At 42.0% G+C, this 21,211-nt stretch carries 17 protein-coding genes, 10 tRNA genes and 1 pseudogene; 21 read left to right on the top strand and 7 right to left on the bottom strand.

Annotation, left to right across the window (positions count from 1 at the left end; genetic code table 11):
- Both prfA and hemA read right to left on the bottom strand, forming a co-directional pair.
- Positions 1–1,085: pseudogene (prfA, locus tag P4S60_RS05610) on the bottom strand (peptide chain release factor 1).
- Positions 1,086–1,092: 7 nt separating this feature from the next.
- The gene (gene hemA / locus P4S60_RS05605; RefSeq protein ID WP_063706087.1) at positions 1,093–2,349 is read right to left on the bottom strand and encodes a glutamyl-tRNA reductase; all 1,257 of its coding nucleotides are present in this window, start codon (positions 2,347–2,349) and stop codon (positions 1,093–1,095) included.
- Between the two features lie 223 nt (positions 2,350–2,572).
- Here hemA and lolB point away from each other — a divergent pair, with 223 nt between their 5' ends.
- From lolB to P4S60_RS05525, 16 genes are all read left to right on the top strand, one after another.
- Complete coding sequence (gene lolB, locus P4S60_RS05600) at positions 2,573–3,019, top strand: lipoprotein insertase outer membrane protein LolB (protein ID WP_337115298.1); 447 nt, start codon at positions 2,573–2,575, stop codon at positions 3,017–3,019.
- Between the two features lie 2 nt (positions 3,020–3,021).
- Positions 3,022–3,888, top strand: coding sequence for a 4-(cytidine 5'-diphospho)-2-C-methyl-D-erythritol kinase (ispE, locus tag P4S60_RS05595; protein WP_063706092.1), 867 nt, complete (start codon positions 3,022–3,024; stop codon positions 3,886–3,888).
- 79 nt (positions 3,889–3,967) lie between these two features.
- Positions 3,968–4,915 carry a ribose-phosphate pyrophosphokinase gene (locus P4S60_RS05590; RefSeq protein ID WP_063706094.1) on the top strand — a complete coding sequence of 316 codons (948 nt, stop codon included), beginning with the start codon at positions 3,968–3,970 and terminating at the stop codon, positions 4,913–4,915.
- Between the two features lie 151 nt (positions 4,916–5,066).
- Complete coding sequence (locus P4S60_RS05585) at positions 5,067–5,675, top strand: 50S ribosomal protein L25/general stress protein Ctc (protein ID WP_337115297.1); 609 nt, start codon at positions 5,067–5,069, stop codon at positions 5,673–5,675.
- A gap of 19 nt (positions 5,676–5,694) precedes the next feature.
- Positions 5,695–6,279 carry an aminoacyl-tRNA hydrolase gene (gene pth / locus P4S60_RS05580; protein ID WP_082874093.1) on the top strand — a complete coding sequence of 195 codons (585 nt, stop codon included), beginning with the start codon at positions 5,695–5,697 and terminating at the stop codon, positions 6,277–6,279.
- Between the two features lie 34 nt (positions 6,280–6,313).
- Entirely contained in the window at positions 6,314–7,405 is a 1,092-nt protein-coding gene (ychF, locus tag P4S60_RS05575; protein WP_063706100.1) for a redox-regulated ATPase YchF, read from the top strand.
- Positions 7,406–8,038: 633 nt separating this feature from the next.
- Positions 8,039–8,115, top strand: a tRNA-Met gene (locus P4S60_RS05570).
- Positions 8,116–8,175: 60 nt separating this feature from the next.
- Positions 8,176–8,260 (top strand) — tRNA-Leu (locus P4S60_RS05565).
- Positions 8,261–8,296: 36 nt separating this feature from the next.
- Positions 8,297–8,371: transfer RNA gene (locus tag P4S60_RS05560), tRNA-Gln, on the top strand.
- Positions 8,372–8,375: 4 nt separating this feature from the next.
- Positions 8,376–8,452, top strand: a tRNA-Met gene (locus tag P4S60_RS05555).
- Positions 8,453–8,539: 87 nt separating this feature from the next.
- Positions 8,540–8,624 (top strand) — tRNA-Leu (locus P4S60_RS05550).
- A gap of 40 nt (positions 8,625–8,664) precedes the next feature.
- A tRNA-Gln gene (locus P4S60_RS05545) sits at positions 8,665–8,739 on the top strand.
- 71 nt (positions 8,740–8,810) lie between these two features.
- Positions 8,811–8,895, top strand: a tRNA-Leu gene (locus tag P4S60_RS05540).
- A gap of 40 nt (positions 8,896–8,935) precedes the next feature.
- Positions 8,936–9,010 (top strand) — tRNA-Gln (locus P4S60_RS05535).
- Between the two features lie 66 nt (positions 9,011–9,076).
- Positions 9,077–9,161, top strand: a tRNA-Leu gene (locus P4S60_RS05530).
- Between the two features lie 38 nt (positions 9,162–9,199).
- Positions 9,200–9,274: transfer RNA gene (locus P4S60_RS05525), tRNA-Gln, on the top strand.
- A gap of 194 nt (positions 9,275–9,468) precedes the next feature.
- Here the strand turns inward: P4S60_RS05525 and P4S60_RS05520 are convergent.
- Positions 9,469–10,638, bottom strand: a complete 1,170-nt coding sequence (locus P4S60_RS05520; RefSeq protein WP_337115296.1) for an FAD-dependent oxidoreductase — start codon at positions 10,636–10,638, stop codon at positions 9,469–9,471.
- A 258-nt stretch (positions 10,639–10,896) separates the two neighbouring features.
- Between P4S60_RS05520 and miaB the strand changes: the two genes are divergently transcribed.
- The 5 genes from miaB to lnt are packed head-to-tail and all read left to right on the top strand — an operon-like array spanning position 10,897 to position 16,337.
- Positions 10,897–12,342: a tRNA (N6-isopentenyl adenosine(37)-C2)-methylthiotransferase MiaB gene (gene miaB, locus P4S60_RS05515; RefSeq protein ID WP_337115295.1), complete on the top strand. Its 1,446-nt coding sequence runs from the start codon at positions 10,897–10,899 to the stop codon at positions 12,340–12,342.
- 49 nt (positions 12,343–12,391) lie between these two features.
- Positions 12,392–13,444 carry a PhoH family protein gene (locus P4S60_RS05510; protein ID WP_337115294.1) on the top strand — a complete coding sequence of 351 codons (1,053 nt, stop codon included), beginning with the start codon at positions 12,392–12,394 and terminating at the stop codon, positions 13,442–13,444.
- Positions 13,441–13,896: an rRNA maturation RNase YbeY gene (gene ybeY / locus P4S60_RS05505; protein ID WP_036967379.1), complete on the top strand. Its 456-nt coding sequence runs from the start codon at positions 13,441–13,443 to the stop codon at positions 13,894–13,896. The genes P4S60_RS05510 and ybeY overlap by 4 nt, the downstream gene beginning before the upstream one ends.
- Positions 13,897–13,918: 22 nt before the next feature.
- Complete coding sequence (gene corC, locus P4S60_RS05500) at positions 13,919–14,803, top strand: CNNM family magnesium/cobalt transport protein CorC (protein ID WP_063706110.1); 885 nt, start codon at positions 13,919–13,921, stop codon at positions 14,801–14,803.
- Positions 14,784–16,337 (top strand): apolipoprotein N-acyltransferase, encoded by a 1,554-nt coding sequence (gene lnt, locus P4S60_RS05495; protein WP_337115293.1) that lies wholly within the window; start codon positions 14,784–14,786, stop codon positions 16,335–16,337. The genes corC and lnt overlap by 20 nt, the downstream gene beginning before the upstream one ends.
- 38 nt (positions 16,338–16,375) lie before the next feature.
- Here the strand turns inward: lnt and P4S60_RS05490 are convergent, their stop codons facing one another.
- From P4S60_RS05490 to P4S60_RS05475, 4 genes are all read right to left on the bottom strand, one after another.
- Positions 16,376–17,302: a hypothetical protein gene (locus P4S60_RS05490; RefSeq protein WP_337115292.1), complete on the bottom strand. Its 927-nt coding sequence runs from the start codon at positions 17,300–17,302 to the stop codon at positions 16,376–16,378.
- A 354-nt stretch (positions 17,303–17,656) separates the two neighbouring features.
- Entirely contained in the window at positions 17,657–18,133 is a 477-nt protein-coding gene (locus P4S60_RS05485; RefSeq protein WP_063702316.1) for an FKBP-type peptidyl-prolyl cis-trans isomerase, read from the bottom strand.
- Positions 18,130–20,532 carry a Lon protease family protein gene (locus P4S60_RS05480; RefSeq protein ID WP_138624700.1) on the bottom strand — a complete coding sequence of 801 codons (2,403 nt, stop codon included), beginning with the start codon at positions 20,530–20,532 and terminating at the stop codon, positions 18,130–18,132. Before P4S60_RS05480 ends, P4S60_RS05485 begins: the two co-directional genes overlap by 4 nt.
- Positions 20,533–20,601: 69 nt before the next feature.
- On the bottom strand, positions 20,602–21,060 hold the full coding sequence (locus tag P4S60_RS05475; RefSeq protein ID WP_054551664.1) for a zinc ribbon-containing protein: 459 nt from the start codon (positions 21,058–21,060) through the stop codon (positions 20,602–20,604).
- Positions 21,061–21,211 lie beyond the last annotated feature (151 nt).

Raw genomic sequence — 21,211 nt, 5'->3', positions numbered from 1 at the left:
TTATTCATCGCCCATCGCAGCAAGTAAGTCAGCTTGGTGTTCTTGCATCAGTGGTTCAATTACACAGCCTAAATCACCCGCTACCACTTCATTTAAGCGATAAATGGTTAAATTAATACGGTGATCGGTGATACGACCTTGCGGGTAATTGTATGTACGAATACGCTCAGAACGGTCACCACTCCCTACGAGGTTACGACGCTCTGATGCTTCAGCCGCTTGGCGCTTTTCATCTTCAGCTTGTTGTAAACGTGCACCAAGTACAGACATCGCTTTAGCACGGTTTTTATGCTGTGAACGCTCGTCCTGACACTCAACAACCACACCTGTTGGGATGTGAGTAATACGAATTGCCGAGTCCGTTTTATTCACGTGCTGACCACCGGCACCCGATGCACGGAACGTATCGACTTTAATATCCGCTGGGTTAATCTCAATTGCTTCTGCTTCAGGAATTTCAGCCATAACTGCAACTGTACAGGCTGATGTATGTACACGGCCTTGCGACTCAGTCTCTGGTACACGTTGTACACGGTGCGCGCCCGATTCAAACTTCAAACGACCATACACACCTTCACCTGAGATATGTGCAATCACTTCTTTGTAACCGCCGTGTTCACCTTCGTTAGTACTCACTACCTCTACTTTCCACTTTTTAGTTTCTGCGTAGCGGCTGTACATACGGAATAAATCACCTGCGAAGATAGCGGCTTCATCACCACCGGTACCCGCACGAACCTCTAAATAGACGTTATTATTGTCTTTAGGATCTTTTGGCAGCATTAGAATTTGGATTTCGTCTTCTAAAGCGGTAATTTGTGCTTTTGCTTCTTTATATTCTTCTTGCGCCATTTCACGCATGTCAGGATCAGAGTCTTTTAGCATTTCTTCAGCCGTAGCAACATCATCTTGTGCTTGTTGGTAAGCTAAAAATGCTTTTACGATTTCTTCTAATTCTGAGTATTCTTTAGATAAGGCACGAAAGCGATTTTGGTCGCTGATCACAGAGGGTCGCTTAGCAGCGCTTGCACTTCCTCATAACGCTCTACTAAGGTTTCTAACTTTCTATAAACAGACTCTTTCATTTAACGACTATTCCTGATCAATACCTAACATTTTCTTTAATTGGCTTAACTCGGCTGCTTCACCTTTTTTAGCAGCATCTTGAATGGCACGGGTAGGTGCGTGCATCAAGCGGTTGGTCAGTTTATTTGCCAACTCGAGTATAACTTTCTCTGCCTCTTTACCTGCTTGTAGCTGGCCAAGGGCTTTTTCGACAAGTTCTGACTTAATATCTTGTACATCGTTGCGATAATGGCGAATTAAATCCACCGAATCGAGTGAACGCAACCACATAGCAAATTCATCGGTACGTGAGCGAATAATAGCTTGCGCTTGCTCAGCAGCCTGCTCACGGGCGGCGATATTCTCGCTTACTATGGCTTGTAAGTCATCAACTGAATACAAATAGGCGGCATCTAGTTCGCCTACTTGGCTTTCGATATCACGCGGTACCGCAATATCAATAAATAACATTGGCTTGTGGCGGCGCTTTTTCAGCGCTTGTTCTACCACCCCTTTACCAATGATTGGCAAAGTACTAGCGGTTGAACTAATAACAATATCAGCGTCGTGTAAACGCTCAGGTAGCTGTGCAAGTGCAATAACATCCGCATTAACGTCGCTTGCTAGGGTTTTAGCGCGTTCAATGGTGCGGTTTGCCACCGTTATTTTTTGTGGATCGTTTTGGTATAAATGCTTAGCAACCAATTCTATGGTCTCACCCGCACCAATCAGCAGAACATTGGTTTTATCCAACTTGCCATAAATGTGCTTAGCAAGATTAACCGCAGCATAAGCAACCGATACAGCACTGGCTCCTATGTCGGTTTCGGTACGCACTTGTTTTGCCACTGAAAAGGTTTTTTGGAACAAGCGATCAAAGGTCACACCAATGGCATCGTGAGTTTTGGCATTATGGTAGGCTTGTTTTATTTGCCCCAAAATTTGCGGCTCGCCGAGTACTAACGAATCAAGCCCACATGACACCCGCATTAAATGGTTAATTGCTTCATTACCTTCATGGTAATAGGTGTTACTGCTCAGTTCTTGTTCATCCAAACCATGGAAACTGGCTAACCAGTGCAACAGGGTTTGGGAATTACGCTCGGCAAGGCTACAATAGATTTCAGTTCGGTTGCAGGTCGAAACAATAACCGCTTCATTAAAATGCGCGTGACCGCTTAATTGCTGTAACGCCTCAGACATTTGCTCAGGCGAAAACGCGACTTTTTCGCGTAATTCTACGGATGCGGTTTTGTGATTTATACCAAGTGCTACGATGGTCATATGTACCAAATATTGCTAAGCCCAGCTGTAAAGGCATTAATTTTACCAAAAATCAGCGGAATATGGAAAGTAAGGAACGACATTTGATTAAACAATATTTGATTTTATTCATGTTTTTTTATTTATTGGTGGTTGTGCGCAAAAAATTTCAACCGTTGATTACATTTATCCTGACTGGAAAAGCCGATTAGAACAACATGCACAGTGGCAAGTACAAGGAAAAATGGCGTTTATTAGTACCGAACAACGTCAATCGGCCAACCTAAACTGGCAGCATGATGAACAACAAAGTGACATGGTGCTTACCAGCTTTATTGGCACCCGTATTTTATCTTTAAAACAAAATGCCAACGGTGCCGAGCTTGAATATGACGGCGATGTGTATACCGATCGCGATGCCTCAATGTTGTTATATCGGTTAACCGGTTTTTCAATTCCTCTAGATAATGCCGCAAAATGGCTAAAAGGCACCGTCGAAAACGACCAAGCCAGCTATGATGAGCAAGGTCGATTAAAAAGCCTTATTTGGCAAGCTCACAATGGTCAAAAGTGGCAAATCACCTACTCAGATTACATTAAGCAAGATGGCTATTGGCTTCCTGTTAAGCTCAGCCTCAAAAACCAAAAAATCCGTATTAAAATTCAACTTAATGATTGGCAGTTAAATTAACCATGACGCACGTATCAACCGCTCCGCTAACATTAATAGCACCAGCAAAACTAAATTTATTTCTTCATATTAATGGTCGCCGTGAAGATGGCTATCATGAACTTGAAACCCTGTTCACTTTTTTAGAGTATGGTGACGAGCTTACATTTACTGTCACTAACGACTCAGAAATTAAAGTAACAGGTGATACAAACGGCATTGAGCTTGAAGATAACCTTATATATAAAGCCGCTCGTTTATTACAACAGTACGGTGATTGTAAACACGGCGTGCGTATCGAATTATTAAAGCGCTTGCCGATGGGCGGTGGTGTTGGCGGTGGCTCATCCGATGCAGCAACAACCCTCCTTGCCCTAAATAAGCTATGGGGCTGTGATTTAACGCTGACAGAATTAGCAGAACTTGGGGTGAAATTAGGCGCTGATGTGCCGGTATTTATTAATGGCCACACTGCCATAGCCCACGGTATTGGTGAGCAACTCGAAAATGTTGAGTTACCACCAAGCTGGTTTTGTGTCATTCATCCTGGGGAGCATGTTAGCACCGCAAAAATTTTCACCCACCCTGATCTAAAACGCGATACACCTAAGCTAAAAGCAGACTGGCAAACAGAAAATTTAGGCAATGATTGTGAGGCTTTGGTTAAAAAGCTCTGCCCCGAGGTTGAAAAAGCCCTGCAGTGGTTGCTAAAATACGCCCCGTCAAAGATGACTGGTACAGGCGCTTGCTGCTTTGCTGAGTTTTCAACCGAGGCACAAGCACAACAAGTTTTAGCTCAGTTACCAGAAAAATGGACAGGTTTTGTTGCAAGTAGTGCTACACTTTCACCTGCTCATACAGCATTAAATGCTCACTTTGAAATGAAGTAACGTACAAGTAAATGTTAACCTGCTTTGGTGCCTACCATAGCCTGTTAGTCCCAAAATTCAGTGCCTGAGGAACCCTACCGTGCCTGACATGAAGCTCTTCGCTGGTAACGCAACACCTGAGCTAGCTCAAAAAGTTGCAAAACGTTTGTATATTGAATTAGGCGATGCTGTTGTTGGCCGTTTTAGTGACGGTGAGATCAGTGTTCAAATTAATGAAAATGTTCGTGGCTCTGACGTTTTCATCATTCAATCAACCTGTAACCCTACTAACGATAACTTAATGGAGCTTATCGTTATGGTTGATGCCCTACGTCGTGCATCTGCTGGACGTATTACCGCAGTTATCCCTTATTTTGGTTACTCACGTCAAGACCGCCGCGTGCGTTCTGCGCGTGTACCAATTACAGCTAAAGTAGTTGCAGATTTCCTTTCAAGTGTTGGTGTTGACCGCGTTCTTACGGTTGATTTACACGCAGAACAAATCCAAGGTTTCTTCGACGTACCAGTTGATAACGTATTCGGTAGCCCAGTACTACTAGAAGATATGAAAGAGCGCGACTTCGAAGACGTAGTTGTTGTTTCTCCTGATATCGGTGGTGTTGTTCGTGCTCGTGCAATCGCTAAGCTATTAAACGACACTGACCTAGCAATTATCGACAAGCGTCGTCCACAAGCAAACGTTTCACAAGTAATGCACATTATTGGTGACGTTGAAGGTCGTGACTGTATCATCGTTGATGACATGATCGATACCGGTGGTACTTTATGTAAAGCAGCAGCGGCGCTTAAAGAGCATGGTGCAAAACGCGTATTTGCTTACGCTACTCACCCAGTACTTTCAGGCAATGCAGCTGAGAACATCCGTAATTCAGTGATTGACGAAGTTATCGTGACTGACTCAATTACACTGTCTGATGAGCTTAAAGCAATTGATAAAATCAAAGTGCTTACGCTTGCAGATATGCTTGCTGAAACAATCCGTCGTATCAGCAACGAAGAATCTATTTCAGCGATGTTTGAACACTAATCAACATCACTGTGATACTGAAAAAGCACCGCCTAGGTGCTTTTTTTGTAGTCGTTATTTATTTTCCCCGAAAGGGGTGGTATGATAGCGCGCCTTTTGGCTAGGGACCTTGGTCGCAAAGGCCCTAAGACTATTAATTATTGGAGACATTATGTCAACTTACACATACAATGCAGAATTACGTACAGAAACAGGTACTGGTGCGAGCCGCCGCCTACGCCGTGAAGATAAAGTTCCTGCAATCCTTTACGGTGCTGACAAAGAAGCTGCATCAATCGTTCTTGCACACAAAGATATGATCAAAGCGCAAGAAGACGAAGGTTTCTACACGCACATCCTTACTTTAAACATCGGTGGCGAGTCAGTTGAAGCTATCCTTAAAGATATTCAACGTCACCCGTTCAAGCCTAAGATCACTCACTTAGACTTCCAACGTGTAGATGCTTCTCACAAACTTCATACTAAAGTGCCAGTACACTTCATCGGTGAAGAGAAAGTAACTAAAGCAGGTAACACTGTTGTTCACCAATTAACTGAAATCGAAATCACGTGTCTTCCTAAAGCACTTCCTGAGTTCGTTGAAGTTAACGTTTCAGGTTTAGTAGCTGGTGATTCAATCCACCTTTCTGACCTTAAACTTCCTTCAGGTGTTTCATCTGTTGAGCTAGCTAAAGGCGCTGATCACGATCAGTCTATTGTTACTGTTAAAGCTAACAAAGCTGCTCCTGCTGAAGAATCTTCAGAAGACGCTGCAGAATAATTTTTAAGGTGTAAACACCTTGAATTCTATTCAAATGCTTGTGGGCCTGGCTAATCCAGGCCCCGAATACGCAAACACACGCCATAATGCAGGTGCTTGGTTCATTGAAGAACTGGCTGCACGCTATAACTGCACACTCAAACATGATCCTAAATATCACGGCCTCACCGGCAAAGTGATTATTCAAGGCCAAGAATTTAAATTACTGATCCCTACAACTTATATGAATTTAAGTGGTAAGGCGGTGAGTAGTCTCGCAAATTTCTTTAAAATCCCTGTAGAAAACATTCTCGTTGCTCATGACGAAATGGATCTTGAACCTGGGGTTGCAAAACTTAAAAAAGGTGGCGGCCACGGCGGTCACAATGGTTTAAAAGATATTATTGCGAAAATGGCAAACCAAAAAGATTTCATGCGCCTTCGCATTGGCATTGGTCATCCAGGTCACCGAGAAATGGTAACCGGTTGGGTACTTGGTAAAGCTGCGAAAGATGATCAAGAAAAAATGGACGCCGCCGTTGACGAAGCAGTTCGTTGTATGGAAATACTTGCAAAAGATGGTGTGTTAAAAGCACAAAACAGACTACATTCATTTAAACCTTAATCCGTTTTAATGAAATTACACAAGGTATCTTACTATGGGTTTTAAATGTGGCATCGTTGGCTTGCCAAACGTTGGTAAATCAACACTATTTAATGCACTAACTCAAGCGGGTATTGAAGCCGCTAACTTCCCTTTCTGTACCATTGAACCAAATACAGGTGTGGTACCGGTTCCTGATGCGCGCCTAAATGACTTAGCCGCTATCGTAAATCCTCAGCGTATTTTACCAACGACAATGGAATTCGTTGATATTGCCGGTCTAGTAAAAGGCGCATCTAAAGGTGAAGGTTTAGGTAACCAGTTCCTAGCAAATATTCGTGAAACAGATGCAATTGGTCACGTGGTTCGTTGTTTTGAAGACGAAAACATTGTTCACGTTGCTGGCACAATTGACCCTGCTGATGATATCGATGTAATTAACACCGAATTAGTTCTTGCTGATATGGACAGTGCTGATAAAGCACTCGTGCGTAACGCTAAAAAAGCGAAAGGTGGCGACAAAGACGCTAAAGAACAAAATGCAGTGTTAGAAAAAGTAAAAGCGCACCTAGATGAAGGTTTAACGTTACGTTCATTAGCACTAACAAAAGAAGAAAAAGCGGCGATTAAGTCTCTTAACTTCTTAACGATTAAGCCGACGATGTACATTGCTAACGTGGCAGAAGATGGGTTTGAGAATAACCCTTACCTAGATAAAGTACGTGAAATTGCCGCTGCTGAAGATGCCGTTGTTATTCCAGTATGTGCTGCGATTGAATCTGAGCTGTCTGAGCTTGAAGAAGAAGATAAATTAGAATTTATGGCTGACTTAGGCTTAGAAGAGCCAGGTCTTAACTTAGTGATCCGTGGTGGTTACGAGTTACTTAAATTACAAACTTACTTCACTGCTGGCGTTAAAGAAGTACGTGCATGGACAATCCCAGTCGGTGCGACTGCGCCACAAGCCGCTGGTAAAATCCACACTGACTTTGAGCGCGGCTTTATCCGTGCACAAACAATTGCTTTTGACGACTATGTCGCGTTTAAAGGTGAAAGTGGTGCAAAAGAAGCGGGTAAAATGCGTCAAGAAGGTAAAGAGTACATCGTTAAAGACGGCGATGTGATGAACTTCTTATTTAACGTATAAGCCATTCGCTTATTCGATTTTAAAAGGCTCGTTTTTACGGGCCTTTTTTATTGCCTAAATATTCCCTAAAGCTCCCTAAAACATGATGGGCGATGCCTCCTTGCCTCCAAACGCTCTCTTTCATGATGCAGCGTGAATTTATGCAAAACTGTAAATCGTATTTTTAAACAGCCTAAAGAATAATGAGTGATCACGACAGTTAATAGAGGATAGTTTTCAAAGCTCACAACCCATTTTGCAAACTGCTAACTGCTCGATTAGCAAATTGTGGGTATTTTAGAAGTAAAAACTAGGCCGATTAATCGCAAATTTGCCTGTATAAAATCATTCGCTTTTCATTTTTTGCAGTTAAACACGTTAAAAAAACACACTTACTAATTTTGAAACTTGATTTTTGTATGAGAATCAAGCAACTTTAAATGTGCGTTTTAAAACTCTTATTATGCATTTGGGAATTAAACTCATAAATTGCAGTCAAAAAAACAGCAATTTAAATGAAATTTAGCCACTTAGCTTAATTTTAATGCAAACAAACACTGATAAGCATTTTTTTGCAAAAAAGGTGTTGACGGATTTAGGTCATATCAGCATAATACGCCCCGCACTCAGCGATGAAGTGCTAACAAAAAAGATGGCTAAGTAGCTCAGTTGGTTAGAGCACATCACTCATAATGATGGGGTCACAGGTTCAAATCCCGTCTTAGCCACCATTCTTTTTGTTGCTCAATGAAGAGTTTAAAATAACTACCAGTACTTTTAGTACGAATGATGCGGGAGTGGCGGAATTGGTAGACGCGCTGGATTTAGGTTCCAGTAACTTCGGTTGTGAGAGTTCAAGTCTCTCCTTCCGCACCATGTTCTTGATGAGAACTAAAACTATCAAGCTTTTGTTGGGATATCGCCAAGCGGTAAGGCAGCAGGTTTTGATCCTGCCATTCCCAGGTTCAAATCCTGGTATCCCAGCCACGATGGCTAAGTAGCTCAGTTGGTTAGAGCACATCACTCATAATGATGGGGTCACAGGTTCAAATCCCGTCTTAGCCACCATTCTTCTTTTAGAATGGCTCTGCAGGAGTTAAAGCTGCGCTCAATGAAGAGTTTAAAATAACTACCAGTACTTTTAGTACGAATAATGCGGGAGTGGCGGAATTGGTAGACGCGCTGGATTTAGGTTCCAGTAACTTCGGTTGTGAGAGTTCAAGTCTCTCCTTCCGCACCATGTTCTTGATAAGAACCAAAACTATCAACTTATTCTTTGTTGGGATATCGCCAAGCGGTAAGGCAGCAGGTTTTGATCCTGCCATTCCCAGGTTCAAATCCTGGTATCCCAGCCACTTTCTTAAAGTGATAAAGAATGCTCAATGAAGAGTCTAAAATAACTACCAGTACTTTTAGTACGAATGATGCGGGAGTGGCGGAATTGGTAGACGCGCTGGATTTAGGTTCCAGTAACTTCGGTTGTGAGAGTTCAAGTCTCTCCTTCCGCACCATGTTCTTGATAAGAACCAAAACTATCAAATTATTCTTTGTTGGGATATCGCCAAGCGGTAAGGCAGCAGGTTTTGATCCTGCCATTCCCAGGTTCAAATCCTGGTATCCCAGCCACTTTCTCTACCAAGAAAGTGAATAAGAAAGCTCAGGCTAAGAGTTAAAATTAGCAAACCCTATGATGCGGGAGTGGCGGAATTGGTAGACGCGCTGGATTTAGGTTCCAGTAACTTCGGTTGTGAGAGTTCAAGTCTCTCCTTCCGCACCATGTTCTTAAGTAGAACTAAAACTCTTCAAGTTTAGCGTTGGGATATCGCCAAGCGGTAAGGCAGCAGGTTTTGATCCTGCCATTCCCAGGTTCAAATCCTGGTATCCCAGCCAACTACTTACTTCCCTTTCAAGTTTCAAGTTTCAAGTTTCAAGTTTCAAGTTTCAAGTTTCAAGTTTCAAGTTTCAAGTTTCAAGTTTCAAGTTTCAAGTTTCTCAAAGTATATTCGATAGTTTTTAGCATAAAAAAAACGGGCTAATTTTCATTACCCCGCTTCTTTGTCTTTTGTACGATTAATTTTTTACGATTAACTTAATGTTCCGCTGATCGCATACTTTAAAACCCAATTTTTTGCAGGGCCTGTGTTATTAGCAAGCTTTAGAAACTTACTGCGAACCCAACTTAATGGCTTTATCTCGTTTGAAAAACCAAAATAACACGCATCCATCATGCTCATCATTAGTAAATTAGCGTGACGGCGTTTTTTCTCGTAGCGTTTTAATAACGCTTGCAGACCAGCATCAGGTTGATCTACCAAAATATCTGCCAGTGCTACAACATCTTGAAAGCCTAAGTTCACACCTTGCCCAGCAAGCGGGTTAATTGTGTGCGCTGAATCACCCACTAAAACTAAACGTCCGTGCGAATAATCATTGGCGTGTTGGCGTGCAAGTGGAAAAACAGCATGCTCAAGCAGTTCAAAGTCGCCCGGTAGTTCAGGAAAATGCGCAATGAGGTTTGCTTTGAGTTGCTCATTCGACAATGTTTGCCACTGCTTTAAAACCGCAGCATCGTGATAACAAATTAAATTAGCATAAGGCGCTTGCATCGGTAGAAACGCTACGGGTCCGGTTGGCGTAAATTGTTGCCACGTTTTTACTTGCTGCGTGGCATCTAACTTAATTAATACGCCCATGCAGTGCTGACCATATTGCCACCCCGTCACACCTAAGCCAGCTTTGCTTCGCAATTGTGACTGTCCACCGTCTGCTGCAACAACTAAATCGGCGGAATATTGAGTATCGCCATAATGTAAGGTGATTGAATCAGCCGTTTGTGTAATATCCGTGATGGCTGACGTTTGCTCTATCACTTCGATGTTGTATTTTGAAAATTGCTGCCAGAGACTTGCTTGAATTAAATTATTTTCGATTAAATGACCTAAGTGCGTTTCGCCAATTTCATGGCAATCAAACAATAAATTCTCACCTTGTTGTTGGTAGGCTTCAAGTTGTTGATAAGGCGCAATGCGATTTTGTCTTAGCAATGGCATGGCACCAAGGTCATCGAGTAAATTTTCTGAAAAACGATTAATAGCCGAAATGCGAATATCTACCTTATCTGAGCTAAGAATATGATCGGCATCGATAAGGTGCTTTTCAATTACGGTGACATCCCTACCCTGTTTTGCCAGTTTTACCGCTGTAGCAGCACCGACCATGCCACCACCGACAACAATTACCTTATTTTTATTCATTTAATATTCGCTCATTTGGCTATTTAAATACGCGACAAATTGTAACGTAATTCAATAATCAGTGTCAGTGCATTTACTGCTTAAGAATTTCAAAACAGTGACTTGTTTGATTTCACACCACAAAGATAAAAACTATACTTGGATCTGTGCGGGTATCCAGCTAAAATACGCGTCCTTTAAGTCGGCATACTTGCCACTTAATCCTGTTTCTAACACATTTTTGTGTCACTACCGAATTGAAAACGAGGCTATATTTCAATGAGTAAAAAGCTGCATATTAAAACCTGGGGTTGTCAGATGAACGAGTACGACTCTCAGAAAATGGCTGATCTACTAGATGCGACTAACGGCTATCAGTTAACTGAAGAAGCTGAAGACGCTGACGTGATCCTACTCAATACCTGTTCAATCCGTGAAAAGGCACAAGAGAAAGTATTCCATCAGCTAGGCCGTTGGAAACTATTAAAAGACGACAAACCAGAGTTAATCATTGGTGTTGGTGGCTGTGTTGCATCGCAAGAAGGTGACTCAATTCGTCAACGTGCGCCGTTTGTTGATGTAATCTTTGGCCCGCAAACATTACACCGCTTACCTGAAATGATTAAGCAAGTACAAAGTGGCGATAGCACATCGGTCGTTGACGTTTCATTCCCAGAAATCGAAAAATTCGACCGCCTTCCTGAGCCAAAAGCTGAAGGTCCTTCTGCATTTGTATCAATTATGGAAGGTTGCTCTAAATACTGTACATTCTGCGTGGTACCTTACACTCGTGGTGAAGAAGTAAGTCGTCCACTTGATGACGTTTTACTTGAAGTCGCACAACTTGCAGAGCAAGGTGTACGTGAAGTAAACCTACTTGGCCAAAACGTAAATGCGTATCGTGGTGAAACACACGACGGCGAAATTTGTTACTTCTCTGACTTATTACGTTATGTAGCAGCGATTGACGGTATTGACCGTATTCGTTACACCACTTCACACCCTGTAGAATTTACACCAGATATCATCGATGCTTATGCTGATGTGCCTGAGCTTGTTGATCACCTACACTTACCAGTGCAAAGTGGTTCAGACCGTATTCTTAACCTTATGAAACGTGGTCATACTGCAATAGAGTACAAATCGACAATTCGTAAGTTACGTAAAATTCGCCCTAACCTAAGCATGTCATCAGATTTCATCATTGGTTTCCCTGGCGAAAGTAAAGCTGACTTTGAAGCAACTATGAACCTTATCAATGATATCGGTTTTGATATGAGCTTTAGTTTCATCTACAGTGCGCGACCTGGTACGCCTGCTGCTGATTTACCAGATGACGTAACAGAGCAAGAGAAAAAAGAGCGTTTATACGTATTACAAAACCGCATCACGCAAATGGCGCAGCAAATTAGCCGCCAAATGTTTGGTACTGAGCAACGTATCCTAGTTGAAGGTCCTTCTAAGAAGAACCCAATGGAATTACGTGGCCGTACTGAGAACAACCGCGTAGTTAACTTTGAAGGCCCTCATTCAGTGATCGGTCAATTCGTTGATGTTCGTATCACTGAAGCGCTGCCAAACTCTTTACGTGGTGAATTAATTCGTACAGAATCAGAAATGAACTTACGTCGCGATGTGGCACCTTCAGCAATTCTAAGTAAAGCAGCTGAAGCAGAGGCCGTCGCGGCCCCTAACGAAATTGGCGTTGCTACTTTCGTACCTTAGGGTGACACTTGGTGCAGGCACCGCCTGCACCCATCAATAGGAAGCAATTTTGAGCAATCAGTTAAAAACATTAGAGATTTATTTAGAACCCGCCGACAACAAACGCCTTTCATCTTTATGTGGTCCGTTTGACGAGAACATTAAGCAAATTGAGCGCCGCATCGGTGTCGAGATTGCTCACCGTGATAATTTCTTCAGAGTAACCGGTAAACTGCACCTTGCAGCAGCGGCTGTTGAGATACTAAAAAACCTCTATATTGACACTCAACCGATTCGCGGCCTGATTGGCGAAATTGAACCTGAAGCAGTGCATTTGGCTATTAGCGAGTCAAATGCCTTAGAACAAGATGAAAACCCAGGTGTATACGGTAAAGACATCGTCATCAAAACTCGCCGTGGTGTAATTAAACCACGTAACGACAACCAAGGCGTGTATGTCGCGAATATACTTCATCACGATATAACATTTGGAATTGGCCCTGCTGGTACAGGTAAAACCTATTTAGCGGTTGCTGCGGCAGTTGATGCCTTAGAGCGTCAAGAAATTCGCCGTATTCTACTCACCCGTCCGGCGGTTGAAGCAGGTGAAAAGCTAGGCTTCTTACCGGGTGACTTAAGTCAAAAAATCGACCCGTATTTACGCCCTTTATACGATGCATTATTTGAAATGCTGGGTTTTGAGCGAGTCGAAAAACTGATTGAGAAAAACGTGATTGAAGTAGCGCCCCTTGCCTACATGCGTGGTCGTACACTCAATGATGCGTTTATCATTCTTGATGAAAGCCAAAATACCACTGCTGAACAAATGAAAATGTTCTTAACCCGTATCGGTTTTAATTCAAAAGCAGTGATCACCGGCGATATCACGCAAGTCGACTTACCGCGCGGTGCTCGCTCTGGCCTTCGTCATGCTATCGAAGTATTAAACGGTGTGGATGAAATTAGCTTTAATTTCTTCCAATCACACGATGTCGTGCGTCACCCGGTTGTTGCCCGTATCGTTGAAGCGTACGAGCGCAATGATGAAGCAGAACGATTAAAGCGCGCTGAAAAGCAACGTGTTAAAGAAGCACAAGCAAACCAACAAGAAGCAAACTCGTGACTGAATTAGATTTACAAATAGCCTGTGAGTTTGACAACTTACCAAGCTTTGAACAATTTCAACTTTGGGCTGATAAAGCCCTCAGTCATTATCGTGAAGACGCGGAACTGACTATTGTGATCAGCGATGAAGCACAAAGTCAGCAGCTCAATAATGATTACCGTGGCAAAGATAAACCGACTAATGTCTTATCTTTTCCATTTGAAGCACCACCGGGTATTGAGTTACCTTTAGTGGGTGATTTAATCATTTGTCCGGCCATTGTTTTAGCCGAGTCAATTGAGCAAGAAAAGACCTTTCACGACCATTTTGCCCATATGGTTATTCATGGATGCTTGCATTTACTTGGATTTGACCATATAAAGGACGAAGATGCACTCGAAATGGAAAGCATAGAAAAGCAATTACTTGCCGATCTGAACATCGCTGACCCATATCGAGACGATATTTAAATTTACGGAGCAATTAGACGCAATGAGCGACGACAACTCGCAAACTAGCCAGGGTTCTTCTGGCAAAACGTGGCTGGGCCGCATAGCCCAAATGTTGCAAGGGGAACCCCAGAATAGAGAAGAGCTGGTAGAAGTAATTGCCGATGCGCAAGAACGCGACCTTATCGACCCTGAAACCAAAGAAATGATTGAAGGGGTACTAGGTGTATCAGAGCTAAAAGTGCGGGATATCATGATCCCTCGCTCACAAATGGTAACCTTAGAGGTTGATACACCTTTAGAAGAGCTATTACCTATGATGGTTGACTCAACACACTCACGCTTTCCTGTGGTGTGTGAAGACAAAGACCATGTAGAAGGTATTCTCCTAGCAAAAGATTTATTACCGCTTATCTTAAACAAAGATGAGCAGTTACCTTCATTACGTGGCTTTCTACGCCCAGCTGTCGTTGTGCCTGAAAGTAAACGTGTAGACACGCTGCTTAATGAGTTCCGTCAACAGCGTTACCATATGGCTATCGTTATTGATGAGTATGGTGGTGTGTCTGGCCTTGTGACCATCGAAGATATTCTCGAAATCATCGTGGGTGAAATCGAAGACGAACACGACGAAAGCGAAGAACAACAAGATATTCGCCAAGTTGCTAAACACGTTTATGCGGTGCAAGCACTAACAGAAGTTGACGACTTCAATGAATATTTTAAAACCGGTTACAGCACTTCAGATGCTGACACCATAGGGGGTATTGTTTTACACGCATTTGGTCATATGCCAAGCCGTGGTGAAACAATCGAGGTAGAAGGCTTACAGTTTAAAGTCACTAACTCTGATAACCGCCGCATCTTACAATTGCAAGTCACCATTCCAAAGGCTGATGATAACGACAGTGAAGAAACTGCTAACTAACCTAAGCCACCTTGCAAAAGATAAAAAAGCCTGGCTCGCACTTGTTGCGGGCCTCTTTTTAACCTTAAGTTACGCTCCCTATAACCTTTGGTTTTTAACCTTTCTATCTCTTGGTGCTCTACTCTACTGTATTAATCCACTGGCAAACGGTAAATTAGCCGCAAAACAAAGTGCTAAATATGGCTTTTTATTTGGTTTAGGCTGGTTTGGTGCGGGTATTAGTTGGGTGCATGTCTCTATAGCAACCTTTGGTGGCATGCCATTAATCGCATCGATGTCGTTAATGGTGTTGCTATGTGCTTATTTAGCTCTGTATCCTGCATTAGCCGCTTGGCTGACTACACGTCTTGCTAAAGGCCCATACAGCTTTATCTGTTGGTTACTTGCCTCTGTAGCCACTACAGAGTACTTACGTGGCACATTGCTGACAGGCTTCCCATGGTTGAGCTTTGGTTACACACAAACCGATAGCCCACTCAATTTTTTAGCCCCAGTAATTGGCGAGTTTGGTATTACGCTGGTATGCGTGCTTATTGCTTTTGCTTTATATCGCCTAGCTAATAAAGATGGCAAACCTCTTATCGCCTCTGTAGTCCTCCTAGCAGGCTTATATGCGATTGCAAGCAGCACTCAGCTACATCACCAAGACAAAACCATAAAAACTGTACTGGTGCAGGGTAATATTAAACAGCATCTTCGCTTTGAGCCGTCTGAGTTTTGGACGACGATGAGCAAATACCAAGATATGACTCGCCTGCATTGGAATGCTGATTTAATTGTCTGGCCAGAAGCTGCGGTTCCAGAACTTGAAGCATTATCAACCGAGTATTTAACCGGCCTTGATAGTGCTGCCACGTTTAATAACACCGCACTTATTACCGGCATTGTTGACTATCAATACGACACGCGTAACATTTTTAATACACTAATCGTGCTGGGTAAAAAAGAGCATGATGACAGTGAAGGCCACTATCAATATTTAGGTAAAAACCGCTATCAAAAGCATCAGTTATTACCCATTGGTGAGTTTGTGCCATTCCAAGACTTCTTACGCCCTATCGCACCACTGTTTGATTTGCCTATGTCATCCTTCACTCGAGGTGATGAAGTGCAAAACAATTTACGCGCAAATGGCCTAAATATCTTACCGGCTATTTGCTATGAAATTGCCTTTGCTGATTTAGTTCGTGGTAATTATCGCAGTGACTCCGACATCTTATTCACGGTGAGTAACGATGCATGGTTTGGTGACTCGCATGGCCCGCATCAACATATGCAAATAGCGCGTATGCGCGCCCTAGAGTTACAGCGCCCGCTAATTCGCGTGACGAATAATGGTATTAGTGCCGTTTACGACCCCATCACTAAATCACAATTGGCTATGTCGCAATTTAAAGCGGATGTACTCGAAGCCAATATCTCGTTAATTAAAGGCGATAGCATTTATAGCCAATATGGCAATTGGCCGGTATGGATTGTAGTGATATTACTCGGTGCTGTTGGTGTGCTTGTTAGGGTTAAAAACAACAAATAAAAGTTTAGACGACAGTTAAAGTGTGGTAACTCCACTCTTTAACTTATAACGCTAGCATTGATAAGTGTATATTTTGTTATTTCCCTTCGTTTTGGTTTCCACAACTCGGCAACTAACTCCCCCTCTAGTGAACTGGAGTATCTTTCAAACTTGGCGTGTTCATTTCTTTCGCTCTCATTTTTATCTTCGCTCTTAGCATTGGCAAATATAAAATCATGACCACTAATTTCGTCGTGGTTCAAAGGAATTGAGTTTTTAAATCCATCTCGCCCACCTAAAATATTAAATGACTTAATTACTGGATTTAGTGTTACGCTAATAAAGCCATTTAGGCTTTTAGCAAAATCATCACTATAAAAGTTTATACGAACATATAGCTTTAACTTATTCATATTTGGAAACTTAATTGTTCCCTTAGTTGGTAATAAAATTTTTGCTAAAGCTGATGTCTCACCCGCAAAATAAAAGTCATAAACATCATTTCTAAAATAACTGGCAAGCAAAAAGTCATAGGGACTTCCCTTGACTTCAATCTCCTTTCCTAACGGGGAATTATCATTTGCATTGGTATTAGTTTGTTTAGGGGTTGATATATTACGTTGAGAACTTTGCCCATTTTTAAGCATACTCTTTTCAGAAGCACGCGTTATTACACGTACTAACTCTTTGCGGTATTCATAGAGAAGGTCTAAATCAAAAAGTTCATCATTACTAAGCTCAGACAAAGAAACATTAACTATTGGCTCATCATACCGATCTTCAATGTAGTGAGTATCATATTTTAATGCTGTCTCATTAATCATATCGACTACAATAACAGCTTTAGTATCAGAGTTAACGATTAGCCTTGCAATCTTGTCTGTTTGATGTTGAGAGCAATTATTGCAGATTTCAACTTCTGCCTGACCAAAAGCAGACAAAGATATTCCCGAAAAAATAATAGACAATAATATTAGTTTGTACATTCAAAAATCCTTTTATTAATGCAACTTTAAAATAACTAATTAAAAGAAATAACCTCATTTTCAGAAGGTTTTCTAAGGGCTATAGGAGTTCATTTTAAAAAATGAGATGAGGCTTTACTACTTCAACATAAACGAAAAACCCAAGAAAGGTACATTTAAGTTTGTACAGCTATTGAACAATTTTGTCAACGCAAGATTAGCTAGCTATTACACTGCAACGTGCATGTTCGAAAGAGCAAATTACTTTAAAAGTTTCAGCACTTTACCTTCAATAATGTTTGCGTTGAGGTTAATCTGTTCAACTACTTTAGCAGGCAATTAAAAAAGGCTTCATGATGAAGCCTTTTTTACATTTTAAGATTCTATCTTTATCAGCTCTACATCAAATATCAGTAGCGAGCCTGCTGGAATGCTGCCTGCACGTTTACGGCCATATGCAAGCTGTGGCGGGATATAAAAGGTAAACTTATCCCCTTCGCTCATAAGTTGTAAGCCTTCGGTCCAGCCTGCAATCACTTGATTTAAACCAAAGCTAATTGGCGAATTTCTTACCACTGAGCTGTCGAAAACACTGCCATCCATAAGCGTGCCATGATAGTGAACCTTTACTTTACTGGTTGCACTTGGCTTTGCGTCATTACCTGAACTTTGCTCAATTTTGTATTGCAGCCCAGATGCGGTTTCATGAACATCATCGGCTTTGCCATTATTCGCTAAAAAATCCGCGGCAAGCTTCTCATTTTCAAGCGCTTGAAGCTTCGCTTTTTTACTATTTTTAAAAATTAAAAAGCAAAAAATACCAATGATCAGTAAAAGTATTAAATTAATCATTCTGCGTCCTTCTCATCATCATTATCGCCATTTACGATATCCGCAATATTGGCAAGCCTTGCTAACGCAAGTGCATTAATAGAGCCTTCTGGATAACCTTCTGCGGTCATTTCGCCTGCATCTTTATCCATTAATAAACTCAGTGCTTGATCAACGGTTTCAACGGCATAAATGTTAAAGCGCCCTTTTTCAACGGCATCAATCACTTCATCATCAAGCACTAAATTAACTTGATTTGACTTAGGAATAATCACCCCTTGCTCGCCGGTTAGGCCACGCATTTTACAAAGCTTAAAGAAGCCTTCTATTTTCTCGTTGACGCCACCAATTGATTGCACATCACCATGCTGGTTAATTGAACCAGTCAGTGCAATAGATTGGCTAATAGGTAAGTTCGTAATAGCTGATATCAGCGCGCATAGCTCTGCTAATGAAGCACTATCTCCATCAATATAGCCATAGCTTTGTTCTATCGCGATATTGGCACTGAGCGTTAGACTAAATTGCTGAGCATATTTATTGCCTAAGTAACCGGTTAATAGCATCACCCCTTTTGAGTGAATGGCTTTACCCAGTTCAGCTTCTCGTTCAACGTCAATTACGCCATCTGCACCTGCGTACACAGTGGCGGTAATACGTGCAGGGGTACCAAATGAAGTATCACCAATGTGCAGCACAGTTAAACCATTTACTTTCCCCACTGCATGTCCTTCGGTTGCAATTAAAATTTGCCCCTCTTTGATATCACTCAGCATGGTTTCTGAAATTTGTCCGGTGCGGTATTGCTTGCCTACAATGGCTTCATCTATGTGATGAGCATCAATCATAGTTTGCCCATCTTGCTTGGCATAAAAACTCGCTTCTGCCACTAATTCCAATACATCAGCAAAACGAGCTGAGAGCTTATTGTGATGCTCAGCTTGGCGGTAACTAAACTTCAATAGTCTTGCCATCGCTGCTTCATTTGCAGTGCAATTAAGGGTTTGCTGGCAATATTCAGTCACCTTGGTAATGAACTGATATTGCAGTTTATCGCTACTTGGCAAGTAGTAATCAAAGTCAGCAAGGACACGGAATAACTCAGCAAACTCTTCGTCATATTCACCTATCGTGTAATAAAGGTCGCGAGAGCCTAGCAGCACTATTTTTACATCAAGAGGTATAAGCTGCGGACGTAGCGTAAAACTACTTCCTACAGAGCTGTCTTGATAGGGTAAGTCGTTTTTAATTTGATGCGTTTTTAAAGACAGTTTTAGGCCATCCCACACTTGTGGGTTCGCCATGACTTTCTCGGCATCCATAATCAAATAGCCACCATTGGCACGATGCAGTGCTCCAGGCTGAATTGAGCGGTAACTGGTAATAAGCGAGCCTTGCGAAGTCGCATATTCAATTTTACCGAAAATGTTACCAAAGGTTGGGTTCGGCTCATACACCACAGGGGCTGCATCGCCCTCTTTGTATTCCACGAGAATATTTGGCGCGAAGAAGTCCGTTAGCATTCCTTTACGGTCAAAATCTTCTTTGTTTTCGTCGTTGTCATCGTCGTCAAGCCACTCAAGAACTGCATCAATAATTTCTTCGCGGATGTCTTTTAAGTAACGTAATACACCAATATGCGTGGCGTATTTATGCTCAAGGGCTTTAATAAGTGGTTTCGTAGCAAGCTCTGCGGTAGATTTTTTAAGATTACGCAGTTTTTCAGATGATTCACGTTTCCAACGAGGTAGCTCTATCAATGCTTCGATTAATGCGTCTTCAAGTTTTTCAATAACCTCATAAAACTCAATACGTAGAGGCTCTTCTAGGGCTGAAAATTCATTGTCGCTCAGTTGTTTACCATTAACTAAAGGCGCAAATCCAACAACACCGTTTTCTTCAATCAGCGCAACACTTTGCTCAAGAGCAGCAATTTCAACAGCAGTAATTGCCGCATCATAGGTATCGTTAAACTCACGGTCGATTGATTTTTTCTTGCGCTGATAACCCGGGTTATCAAAAGCTGCTGGGAATGTATCGAGTACTTCGTCGATAAAAGAGTCTATATCGTCAGCTAATTGCTTCGATTGACCGGCTTGCATAAATAACGCGATTGGCTCACGGTGGTCGTCATAGTTATTTACATATAACCACTCACTAGGCGTTGGTCGGTCTTTTGAATGGGCGGTCAGTTTGTCTTTTACTAAAGTGTATCGACCGTGAGCAGCTTCACCCATCACATAAACATTATAACCAGGTAACTCCATGCCCAGTGAAAAGTCGAGGGCACTTTGCGCACGTTGCTGGCCAATAAATGGCAACGCTTCTGGATATGGGTTTTGCATACACGTGGCAACATGACTCGCCGCAATCTCAGGTGCTAACGCAGAAACAGGTAGTGGGATTAGTTTTTTTGTCATTCTAACTTCTTATTTCCCAGTCTTGACTGGGCATTATAGGTAACGCCCAGCACAAGCTTGCGTCACTGATTAAGGTTGTAATGCCTTACGGCGAAAATAAATACCGCCACATTCAGTACAAGGAGTAATTTGCGTAGCATGGTAAACATCGTAACTATGTTGACAATTTTTACATACTAATGTGCCCATGGCTATCCATTCTCCTTCCTGATAAACACCATTGTGTTGAAAATCTTGGTTTAAGGCTTGCCATTCGAGCTGAGTTTTATCTTCAATGTGCGATAACTCGTACCAAAGCGACTCTTTAAGCTCGAGCCATGCGAGTGAATCATAGTGACTGTCGTTTTCTTTGATGTGGTCGATATCGCGTTGTAAATAGTCACGATACTGATTTAATTTTTCTTGCCCTAAATCTTTAAGTGCCTGCTCTGATTCAACAAATTTCTCCATTGCATCCTTGAGCTCATGATCTTTTACGTCTTTAAGCCAAGCACTCAAATCACTCAGCCAAGATTTATAATCTGCCATCGTTTACTCCTTCAAAAGTGATGAAAAATCAACCGTTATTCTAGTTGAGTATAGGTTAACCTGCCCTGAAAATATATTTCCTTGGAAAATTAACAAAAGCGCCTATTTGCCGCTGTGATTAGCATGTATTTTGGGTTATCCTTATCGACAA

It is taken from the genome of Pseudoalteromonas sp. Hal040 (assembly GCF_037162425.1).
In the GTDB taxonomy this organism is placed as follows: domain Bacteria; phylum Pseudomonadota; class Gammaproteobacteria; order Enterobacterales; family Alteromonadaceae; genus Pseudoalteromonas; species Pseudoalteromonas gelatinilytica.
Note: the sequence above shows the minus strand (reverse complement) of the source record. Positions and strands in the feature narration are given on the sequence as shown.